Here is a 10,331-nt window from a genome sequence, read left to right as displayed (position 1 = left end):
AAGTACAGCGATCTGTCACGCCTAAGTCGGGAAGCCAAAATTGTTTTATCCCTATTTCTACCGGTTTTATCCTTCTCGGCTGTTCTTCAATCAGCTCATTATACTCATGTTGAAATGCCCGCCATTCGCTGAAATAATCTTTTGCCGGAGAGATTGCGAGCACTATCAAAAACAGTATTGAAGTAATTGCGAAAACATTACTCATATCTTTTACTTTCTCGATCAGCATCAATAAATTCCTTCTATCCAAGGCAATGACCAATACCAATAGGGACCTCGGAAGAATACTCCTATGACAGTGAGGACGGTAGCGATCAACACAAATAAGGACATAACCCAGTTGGTCAAAGAAACGTGTCGGAGACGACCTATCCATCCACTCTCGGTCTTAATAAAATACGGGATGACCATTAGGATATAGATGAATAAGGTTGGCAGCGACACAGACCACGCATGAAAAAATGCCATAGAGCTGAATATAATAAATGTGGATGCCGTTAGAATGATGAATGTCCGCTTTCTATCTGACTCCCACAATCCTTCAGCTTTAACGTTCACATCGAAATACGGAATAATTATGAGAGCAATTATCACTAACATCGGGATGAGGACACCGGCAATAAAGGGTGGAAAATAATGCAAAAGTTCCTGCAATCCGAGAAAATACCACGGCGCTTTTGCAGGATTTTCGGTATGCAATGGATCGGCTATATTTTTCAGAGGAGCATCGAACAAAAGCGATATTATAGCAAGAGATATTGTCAGAATTTGAAAAGCTATGGCGCCTCTCACCACCAAATGCGGGAATGTCATGACCTCATTTTTCTCGAATTCAGTTACTGCTGCGGACGAATCTTTTTTAATAAATACTACTCGTTTTGGGGTAGGCATACCTTTGATATCTTCGGAAGCCAGATAATCTTTTTTAGTCATCAACGCCAACCTCGGAATTTTCTTTTATATTCGTTTCCTTCTCAAATAAAGGTTTTATTCCTCCATCTTTCCTTACTCTCCAAAAATGTATGCCGAGAAGCATAGTAACAAAAAAAGGAAGTATCACACAGTGCAAAACATAAAATCGGATCAAAGTGTTCTCTGCTATGGTGTTACCCCCTAAAAGCAAGAATTTCACTTGTTCGCCAAATACAGGAGCGGCTCCTGCCATGTTTGCTCCCACACTCACTGCCCAATACGCAAGTTGATCCCATGGCAGTAGATATCCCGTGTAACTCAATAGCAATGTCAACACAAACAATATCACGCCAATTACCCAATTGAACTGTTTTGGAGGGCGAAACGCCCCTGCATAAAATACCCTCAGCATATGCAGGAATACGGATGCAACCATGCCGTGAGCTGCCCAGCGATGCATATTTCGTAAGAAAACACCGTTTGATACCACAAATTGTAGATCTTTCATATCCCAATAGGCTTGAGGAATTGAGGGATGATAATAAAGCATTAGCACAATTCCTGTTACGGTGAGGATAATAAATAAAAAGAAAGAGGTGATTCCTAAGTAAAATGTCGCTGTAAATCGGAGAGTATCTTCTTTTACTTTAACCGGTAACACATGCAGGAACAAATTGTTAAAGATCAAAAGCGATCGGCCAAGATTACTTTTGATCGAGCCGCTGCGGAAAATTGATTTCCATGCAGTAGAACTCCTGATCTTATCTATAAATTTATTCATAGATCATACCCTTAAAACATAATCTTCGCTAACGTCAACGCTGGTATCCACAACTAACACCCCTCTGTCGTTTTGCTCTATAAGGATCCGTTTCAACGATCTTGGAGCTGGTCCGCTTAGGACATTACCTTCAAGATCGAACAGGCTCCCATGACATGGACATGCGATTCTCTTCACTGCTGACTGATAATTTGTGATACATCCAAGATGTGTGCAGACTGAAGAGAGCGCGTAAAAACTTCCTTCTTTTTTCCGAACGATATATACTTTCCGTTCCACGTTAACTGTTATGCTTCCAGGTTGATATTCTTCAGATCTTCCTGCTTTAAATTTTGTCGGAGCTTCAAACAAAACGTTAGGCTTTAAATATTGAAGTGAAAGAATTGAAGCTCCGCCGATTGATATTCCAATCGAACCGAAACCTAAATTCCAAATAAACTCTCTTCTTTTTATTAACTTGGGGTCTTTTTCAGACAATGCTAAACTCCTTTATAATGTCGAAGGATTCCATTCTGATGCAGTCAGTAGGACACCGTTTAGCGCACAATCCGCAACGGATACAGATAGTCTCGTCTTTTATCATAACAGAACCGAGTTCAAAGGGATTATCCGGTGATTCACCTAATATGAAATTGCCGGATGATTCCTCGAAGATCTCTTTCATCCCTTCGTCAAAATCAAATCGGTGAAATCTGGTAAGCTCTATACAGTTTTCAGGACAAATGTCCACACAACCTCCACAGAGGATGCATTCACTACCGTATTTTTCTGTCCCTGAGAATTCCGTGTTCACCCAACATCGAAGACACCTTTTCGCTTCTCTGATCGCTGTTTCTTCGTCGTAACCAAGTTCGACTTGGGCTATTCCTATCCTCCTATCTATATCAAGAACTGGTATCTTTTGACGATGGGTGGTTTCAAAATCTTCATATTGCGTGAAGTCGAAAGTATCCAAAACATTTATCTGTAACTTCTCGACCTCGTGCGATTTACCACCTAAATAAATGTTTATCGAGGCAGCTGCCTTTCTTCCATCGGCTACCGCTTCTATAGCTATTCTCGGACCGAATGCGACATCTCCTCCGGCAAATACTCCCGGCTTGGTTGTTTCCAAAGTCTCCCGGTCAACTTTTATCGTATTTCTCGGAGTGACTTCAATCCCATCCTTTGGAGATAAAAACTTTAACTCGGAAGATTGACCTATAGCTAATATTATGCTGTCGGCTTCAATTATTTCATTTGACCCGGCTTCAAATTGCGGATTGAATTTACCTGTTTCATCAAATACCGAACTGCATACCAGAGTTTCCAATCCCGTTGCAACACCATTCTTTCCGACAATTCTTTGCGGGCCGCGAGAACTATGAATGTGAATATTTTCTTCCAAAGCCTCTTCTATCTCTATATCACTTGCGGGCATTTCATCTCGTGACTCCAGGCAGACAAGATGGACATCTCTTGCTCCGAATCGGATTGCCGACCGTGCCACATCAAGCGCTTCAGTAATATTTGACGCGACTTCCTCAACAGGCTCTTGTCGCGCAGCGGTTCTCGCCACATCAAGGGCAACATTTCCACCGCCAATAACAATGACCTTGTCCCCCAGATCAACTTTGTATCCCAAATTTATGTTTAAGAGGAAATCCACACCGCGAAGTACTCCGTCAAATTGAACGCCCTCTATATTCAATTCTCTGCTTTTATGCGCGCCAATTGCGATGAAGACCGCTTCATATCCGTTCATTTTTAAATCCTTTAGAGAAAAGTCCCTGCCGAGAACGCTTCGGAGCTGCAATTCAACTCCCATATTCAGTATTGCGTTTATCTCCATACTCACCAATTCTCTTGGAAGCCTGTATTCAGGAATCCCGAGTAACAGCATCCCTCCCGCAACATCTGCCGCCTCAAAAACTGTTACGTCATATCCATTGAGCACAAGATCATGCGCAGCGGACATTCCTGCAGGTCCCGAGCCGATAATTGCGACTTTTTTATTCTTGGGTTCTATTTGCGGAAGAAGCGACTCTTTCATTTTTCTTGTATCTATCAGGCTTTCTACTCCAAAACGTTCAGTCACAAATCGTTTTAACGCCCGTATACTTATAGGCTCATCGAGCTCCCCCCTCCGACACACATCCTCACATGGAGCTGAACATATTCTCCCGCAAATAGAGGCGAACGGGTTCGGTCTTCTCGCGACAGCATACGCCTCTTCGAACCGTCCTTGAGCGATTAGATTAACATATCGACCGGCTTCTGTATTAACCGGGCAGGCGGAAAAACATGGATAATTTCTCTTCAACCACTCTGAGTTCACGTCGTGAGTTTGTGTCGTATTAGTCAATTATCTTTTTAGTTTGAAGTTTACGATCACTGTTTCATCTGATGTTATTTCGACTTCCTGAGATTTTCCCTTTATTTTTTCATGCCATACCTTAAGTTCATATTTTCCCTGTGGAACGTCTTTTATCACGTACTTGCCATCCCTATCGGTTTTGTAGAAATACTTGTTTTGAAGAACTAATATCCATGCCTCCATTTCAGGATGAACGTTACAAAGCATGACAGCGCCGCAGTCTATGTCGTTATAAGTATAGGACCGTGTTTCTCCTTTGCTCCATGTACCCAGATTGAATTTTTCTGCGCACTTGTCAGGTGAAAATACATTGTGCAGTACATCATCACTGTTCAAGTAATCCACTGTGGTACCTACCACTATCGGAAGAACATGAGGAATGAACTTCAAATTCTTCTGATTCATGACGACATGTTCTTTGGGAACTTCAACATCTTCATTGATCTTATCAATATATACGACCACATCACTGCAATCGCGAACTCCCCGGCACTTGAGCTCACCGCTTATTTCTCCTGCAAGCACCGTTGCCACCATCCCAAGATTTATGACTAATATTATTAAGAATTTGTTCATCATTATTGCACCACAATATCGAAGTGATTCTCTACGTTTTCTCCGTCATGCATAAAGCTGCAGTGAAGTTCATATGTTCCCACGATGGCGAAAGTATACTCAGCATGGTAATGACCTTCATCATCCGTTGAAGCATGAAAATCGAGACTTACTTCACCCCCATCATTAGGCAAGTGAATTTCTCCGGATAATGTCAACCCGCCCATATGATTTCCATCATGATCTTCAACCGTAATCTCGATTTCAACGGTGTTCCCAGCGGTTATAGTTGCCGGGGCAGTTGAAAGTGTGACTACAGGTGGTTGATGATCTTCGGGCTCCGTGCTCTCAGAGCATCCAAGCAGCACCACTCCCGCTGTGATTGTCAAGATTATTATTGTAGTTAAGGATTTCATTTCTATTCCCCCTCGTTTATCTTTTCTTATTAAAATGCAAATTCAAGTTGCGTATTCAATCCCTTGAATCCACTGTCACCGCTGTTATAAGTGGATTCCGCTATAATTTTGATGTTAGATCTCACGAGTAAAGTAAGACTTGGAATAATTCTTGAAAACGAATCTACATCTTCAGGAGAAGCAATTTCATACCTGACGGTAGGTAAAAACCATGGGTAAATAACCCAGTTGACCTCTGCGGATGTCAGAGAATATTCTGATTTCATTATCTCTCCGTTGATCAGCATTTCGTCGTAACCGCTTATGAAGCCCCCGTAGATGAAAAAGTCTCCGATTCCAAAACTGAAATCGATTCCGGTACGGCGTAATCCGAGATCAGTACCGTTGATTGTGGGATTACCATTATAAACAAATATTCCTATCATCAAGGAATTATCAACCCAATTACCTTTAGATGCTGAACCACTTCCGATACCCTCGAAATTGAGACCGCCGAATTTGAAAGCGACTCTTCCATATAGATCTTTTGCTGAATTATTGTCTCCAATGCCGGAATGATCATCACCAGACGTATCATCACCGTGATCATCGCCATGATCATCTATCACGGATTCCTCCTCAGGGAGACCTAAGCCATTACCGTTTACTAATCCGACTGTGTAACGCAATCTTGGATTTATAAGACCTGAGGCTTCAGTTCCTATTTGAAACGCTTCTAATCCGAACGATCCCCCATGAGCATGGTCGGCGGCAAACGACGTCTGACCGGGTCCGAATGTATTGAATGCGTAAGCAGTAAGCGTCGTTCCCCTGTGATTTGAAGCAAACGGAACAATATCAGGAATGAACTGTCCAAACCTTATATTCAGAATATTTTCCGGAATATATTTAATTAAAAGGTTCGAAAATCGAATATAGAAACGATCGATCGAACCGGTTTGGTTTTCTTCAAAGAGATGGGCTCCGGCAAAAAAGCTTATGTTTTCGTCGAAAGTTCCACCCGTCATGATCTGTAAGGTCGGCAACATGAATGTCGAAGTTATTTCATCTTTAGGATTGAATTTAAATCCGGTTTTCGCTCTGAAAGAAACAGGAGATGTTCCGGGCATTTCGCTCGGCCAAACGGCATCAGGGAATACCCGCTTGTAAGCATCAGATCCTAATTTTACGGGTTCTTCTTTTGTCATTTCCTCATCATTTCTCATCCATCTAAATCCATTTATTCTGAATACCTCTCCGAAGGGTGTGAGTTTTGGGAAGCCAACATGGCATGTAACACATGAAGTTTGATATTTTCGTGAAAAGGCAGGAATAGCTCCTGCTTCATCCGGTGCGATCAGCAATACTGAAAACAGTATCAGCATCATGCATCCGATTATATTATTTCTGATTTTCATTTCATCCCCCTTTTTGTAATTACATCATTTCAACAACCTATTCCGTCATCTAAAACACTGTCACGTTCCTCAGTTAATATATTTAATCACAAAATCCATATTGTTTTAAAAATCCATAAACTATCATTCAACTATTGTACCAACTGCTTCATACTATCGTAATAACAAGCTTATCTTCTTATTTATCAGCATGATAAGAAAGGGATCTATAGGGTATAATAGAGTGGTAAAACTAAGGCTGATTTCTTAAATTTGCTAAGAAATTGATTTTGGATTCTTATGTCCGAGAATTATAAACGAAATCATTTTCGCGACCTGAATTTGTATCGGCTTATCTTATCATACCAATGTGCAGAAAATTTAACAGGTAATTAGCGAGTTCTTCTATTTTTCGACATTGTGGAAGATTTTATGATCAACCCCGTTAGCTTCCCATCTACTTTGTCACGACTTTCTTTTCTCCCGATCGAATCATATCTATTCATACTCCCTGATTTATGCCAGTAACTCATTAACATTGACATCAATACTATCAGTTCTTCGTAACCAGATCACTGTTTCTTTCTGATTTATAAATGATCACAATGGCATTGACAATCATGATTATTCAAATAGACCACGCTTAATTCATCTAAAAGCTTGTGGTATTTTTCATGTACGCCCGGACCGATTTTCTCTTCTTCGGCTCTTTCGAAATCGATTAAAAGAGATCGCTGCCTCTCTTCCGGGATATGCTTATCTGCCATTACGAACAGAATATTATTTTCTTTATCGATGTGCTCCGTTAACAGCGCAATGTAATTCATCGCATATCGGATAAACTCTTCCGGGGCAGATTCTTTTCCCTTCTTATAATTGGCAATAGCATCGCTCATTCCTTTGACATTCTCTCGTCCTATGACATGCTCCGAAAGCATTACCCCTATCGGTCCGCCCTCATTGGGTATACCATACTCTTCCAGGGCGGGAAACAGTAGATCCTCTTCTTTACCATGATGGCATTTGTCAGCAAACTCTTTGAAGAATTCTATTATCTTTTCAAGATCAGTCTCTTTAACATGCTCTCCTTTATCGAGCCTGTGACATACCTTCTCCAATATATTCAGCATAATCAGTATTGCATCGTGTTCTTTTATCAGTATTTCTGTTGGTTTCATTTTTTCTCCTGTATATGTATTCCTATCGTAAATTGATATAACAATGTTACTATCGGATTTACTGGATACAATTATTATGCATTTCTATTTTTTAAAATATCTTTCGCGCTAAGCTTCTGAATAACAATGTGATAGATTTAGTAATATTTTATTTGATTAAAATATTGGGATTGATTATTTCCCAGTTATGCAAAATTTCGAGTTTAGATTCTTAATGACGCTAATTAGGATTCTATAAGTCTACAAAAATGTTTTCCATGGAAGATCTTCTACACATGACAGAGCAACCATCGTTGAGCGCAGTGCGATTGTAAGTAGGGATAGAATTTGAGATTGACGAATTTCGTCATGTTCAGCATCGGTGTGAAGTATCTCCCGTGTATGAAAGTGAACCGTTCTCTTCATTGCGCGACATGTGATATAAGCGGATCTGTTCTTGCACGTGAAATATGAGTCTTACAAATAATGGTCTATTAGATAAAAAGTTTTGTCTTAATAGCTAATCATCAAAACCAGGACTATTGTTCGCTTCAGGGACGTTCCCGGTGGGTTCCCAGTCTGTAGAAGCGGTTCCACCTGGGAGGAATCGAGATTCCAGAATGAGTGTAAATTTATCAAACTGGAGATTGAATCCGAGACTCATCGGCAGCCCGAATATTCCTTCCGTCGAGCCGGGCAGGTTCCTTAAGTACCATCTGCCTGTATTGAGAAATCGCTCCCTTCTTCAATTATACGATTCTCTTTTCAATCTTTGTATGAATAGTTGCACTTACCCTTTTGTTGGAAGATACTTTTCTTCCATCTCGTCCAGCATCCCTCTGCAGAAACCAAGCATATTTCGACGGTCCTCATCGCTGAACGAAGACATGCAATGATCCATCATCTTGGGCATCATCTCATGCATGTTCTTCATCATCTCCTAAGGATCCATCTTTTCCATGCTTTTCATCTTCCGCTTCATCATACCTTCCATCATTTTGTCCATCATACCCATTATTACCTCCTAATTCTTTTTCCGTATCGACTATATTTCACTCGCTCAATGACGTAGCAATGTTGCGTTAGATTTTCACGGAACGATAATTGACCTCAAAGCCTTGCCGTTTCTCAGTTCATCCAAGGCATCATTTATCTTATCAAGAGGATACTCTCCCGTTATAAGCGGCTCTAACTTGATCTTGCCCCGTTCGATCATCTCTATCAAAGGCAAGTAATCTGCCGGACGGCAGCCAAGAGAGCCTATCATTTCAAGTTCATAATACATTAATCTTGCAGGCGAAAAGGTCATCTCCTCAGCTGTATAGCCAATGACGACCAATCTGCCCCCTCTATTAATGAGAGAGTAGCCGTCTGAAATGGTCTTGGGATTTCCGATTGCCTCAAACGCAATCTCGAACCCGCCACCCGTTTCTTTCTTTAAGTTCCGGACGTACTCTACATCTTCAAGGGGATTTACCGTCTTATATGCGCCTAACGATTTTGCGAGTTCAAGTTTAGAATCACTCAGATCAACGGCATAGACCGAAGCGCCCAATGCGGCGGCAATTTGCACAACATTGATACCAACCCCTCCACATCCTATCACGACAACTTTATCTCCTGATTTCACCTGTCCGCGGTTCTTAACAGCATGATACGGAGTTGAAACGGCATCGGCGATAATTGAAGATTTTTTCAGATCAAGTCTGTCAGGTAAATGTATTAAATCTTTTGCCGGCGCCGCTACATATTCAGCGTAAGCGCCGTTGACGTTATTGCCGAACATTATCTGGTTTGCGCAGATATTTTCTCTTTCGGACAGACAGAACTCACAGTTACCGCAACTGATAACCGCGGGAATTAAGACTCTATCCCCTATCTCCCATCCCTTAACGCCCTCGCCGATTTCAGCTACTATTCCTGAAGCTTCGTGACCGAGGATCAGTGGAGGTTTTTTAAAAGTAGGCACCCCGTGGTCGATATAATGAAGGTCGGTATGACAGACTCCGCAGGCAGCTATCTTGATCAGTAGTTCCCCATCTGTCGGAACAGGGGTCGGCACTTCTTCTATAACGAGTTTTTGCCCCGCCCCGTAAAAAACCGCAGCCCTCATATCAATTGTCCGCCATCTACCTGTATCACCTGACCTGTTATATATTTCGCTTCATCGCTTGCAAGAAAGAGAACCAAATTCGCGACATCTTCGGGTTTACCGAGCCGTCCGAGCGCGCTCTCTTTTATTGCTCCTTCCCGAATTTCAGAGGACAATTTTGCGGTCATAGCTGTTTCTATAAATCCGGGAGCCACAGAATTTACATTCACACCGTATCTGCCCATCTCTCTCGCTACTGATTTTGTGAGACCTATGATCCCCGCTTTTGACGCTGAATAGTTCGATAGTCCGAATTTACCTCTAAGACCGTTAATGGATGAAATAGTAATGATCTTACCGGATTTTTGATTCTTGAATATAGGCGATACAGCCCTGATATAATTAAAACAACCTTTGAGATTAACGTCTATGACACTGTCCCATTCGTTTTCTTCCATCTTCCAAACAGCGCTGTCAATGTTTATACCAGCATTGCAAACGAGAATATCCAATCCCTTGAATCCTTCTACTACGCTGCTTACAACCTTTCCAGCAACGCTATAGTCAGTTACATCGGCTTCAATCGAAATAAATTCTCTTTCGAGAGATGATATTTGTGCAGATAGTTCGGCGGCATCTTCTTTCTCTCCAACAAACGTTATTGCCACATCTGCTCCATGACGGGC

The 10,331-nt window shown here is 41.5% G+C and carries 12 protein-coding genes; all 12 read right to left on the bottom strand.

Going from position 1 to position 10,331, the window contains the following annotated elements:
• Nucleotides 1-229 (bottom strand): hypothetical protein (locus tag IIB39_10775; GenBank protein MCH8929181.1); only part of this gene is annotated, 229 nt, incomplete at its 3' end.
• Nucleotides 229-933, bottom strand: coding sequence for a hypothetical protein (locus IIB39_10770; protein ID MCH8929180.1), 705 nt, complete (start codon nucleotides 931-933; stop codon nucleotides 229-231). The genes IIB39_10775 and IIB39_10770, both read right to left, overlap by 1 nt.
• Entirely contained in the window at nucleotides 926-1,693 is a 768-nt protein-coding gene (locus tag IIB39_10765) for a cytochrome b N-terminal domain-containing protein (GenBank protein ID MCH8929179.1), read from the bottom strand. Before IIB39_10765 ends, IIB39_10770 begins: the two co-directional genes overlap by 8 nt.
• A 3-nt stretch (nucleotides 1,694-1,696) precedes the next feature.
• Nucleotides 1,697-2,170: a Rieske (2Fe-2S) protein gene (locus tag IIB39_10760; GenBank protein MCH8929178.1), complete on the bottom strand. Its 474-nt coding sequence runs from the start codon at nucleotides 2,168-2,170 to the stop codon at nucleotides 1,697-1,699.
• Nucleotides 2,163-4,010 carry an FAD-dependent oxidoreductase gene (locus tag IIB39_10755; GenBank protein ID MCH8929177.1) on the bottom strand — a complete coding sequence of 616 codons (1,848 nt, stop codon included), beginning with the start codon at nucleotides 4,008-4,010 and terminating at the stop codon, nucleotides 2,163-2,165. Before IIB39_10755 ends, IIB39_10760 begins: the two co-directional genes overlap by 8 nt.
• Nucleotides 4,011-4,037: 27 nt before the next feature.
• The gene (locus tag IIB39_10750) at nucleotides 4,038-4,628 is read right to left on the bottom strand and encodes a carboxypeptidase-like regulatory domain-containing protein (protein MCH8929176.1); all 591 of its coding nucleotides are present in this window, start codon (nucleotides 4,626-4,628) and stop codon (nucleotides 4,038-4,040) included.
• Complete coding sequence (locus IIB39_10745) at nucleotides 4,628-5,020, bottom strand: hypothetical protein (GenBank protein ID MCH8929175.1); 393 nt, start codon at nucleotides 5,018-5,020, stop codon at nucleotides 4,628-4,630. Before IIB39_10745 ends, IIB39_10750 begins: the two co-directional genes overlap by 1 nt.
• A gap of 29 nt (nucleotides 5,021-5,049) precedes the next feature.
• Complete coding sequence (locus IIB39_10740) at nucleotides 5,050-6,417, bottom strand: hypothetical protein (protein MCH8929174.1); 1,368 nt, start codon at nucleotides 6,415-6,417, stop codon at nucleotides 5,050-5,052.
• 569 nt (nucleotides 6,418-6,986) lie between these two features.
• Nucleotides 6,987-7,574, bottom strand: coding sequence for a hemerythrin domain-containing protein (locus tag IIB39_10735; protein ID MCH8929173.1), 588 nt, complete (start codon nucleotides 7,572-7,574; stop codon nucleotides 6,987-6,989).
• Between the two features lie 769 nt (nucleotides 7,575-8,343).
• The gene (locus IIB39_10730) at nucleotides 8,344-8,490 is read right to left on the bottom strand and encodes a hypothetical protein (GenBank protein ID MCH8929172.1); all 147 of its coding nucleotides are present in this window, start codon (nucleotides 8,488-8,490) and stop codon (nucleotides 8,344-8,346) included.
• Between the two features lie 153 nt (nucleotides 8,491-8,643).
• A complete protein-coding gene (locus IIB39_10725; GenBank protein ID MCH8929171.1) occupies nucleotides 8,644-9,666 on the bottom strand; it encodes a zinc-binding dehydrogenase in 1,023 nt (340 codons plus the stop codon).
• Nucleotides 9,663-10,331: 3-oxoacyl-ACP reductase FabG (locus tag IIB39_10720; GenBank protein ID MCH8929170.1), on the bottom strand; the 669-nt coding region annotated here is incomplete at its 5' end. The genes IIB39_10720 and IIB39_10725, both read right to left, overlap by 4 nt.

This window comes from Candidatus Neomarinimicrobiota bacterium, assembly GCA_022573815.1.
Taxonomy (GTDB): domain Bacteria; phylum Fidelibacterota; class SORT01; order SORT01; family SORT01; genus JACZTG01.
This window is presented reverse-complemented; position numbering and strand designations above follow the sequence as displayed.

Bases quoted from the DNA above. Each gene is read 5' to 3' on its own strand.
- IIB39_10740 (MCH8929174.1), bottom strand. From the start codon at position 6,417: ATGAAAATCAGAAATAATATAATCGGATGCATGATGCTGATACTGTTT.
- IIB39_10725 (MCH8929171.1), bottom strand. From the start codon at position 9,666: ATGAGGGCTGCGGTTTTTTACGGGGCGGGGCAAAAACTCGTTATAGAA.
- IIB39_10745 (MCH8929175.1), bottom strand. From the start codon at position 5,020: ATGAAATCCTTAACTACAATAATAATCTTGACAATCACAGCGGGAGTG.
- IIB39_10735 (MCH8929173.1), bottom strand. From the start codon at position 7,574: ATGAAACCAACAGAAATACTGATAAAAGAACACGATGCAATACTGATT.
- IIB39_10730 (MCH8929172.1), bottom strand. From the start codon at position 8,490: ATGATGAAGAACATGCATGAGATGATGCCCAAGATGATGGATCATTGC.
- IIB39_10770 (MCH8929180.1), bottom strand. From the start codon at position 933: ATGACTAAAAAAGATTATCTGGCTTCCGAAGATATCAAAGGTATGCCT.
- IIB39_10750 (MCH8929176.1), bottom strand. From the start codon at position 4,628: ATGATGAACAAATTCTTAATAATATTAGTCATAAATCTTGGGATGGTG.
- IIB39_10765 (MCH8929179.1), bottom strand. From the start codon at position 1,693: ATGAATAAATTTATAGATAAGATCAGGAGTTCTACTGCATGGAAATCA.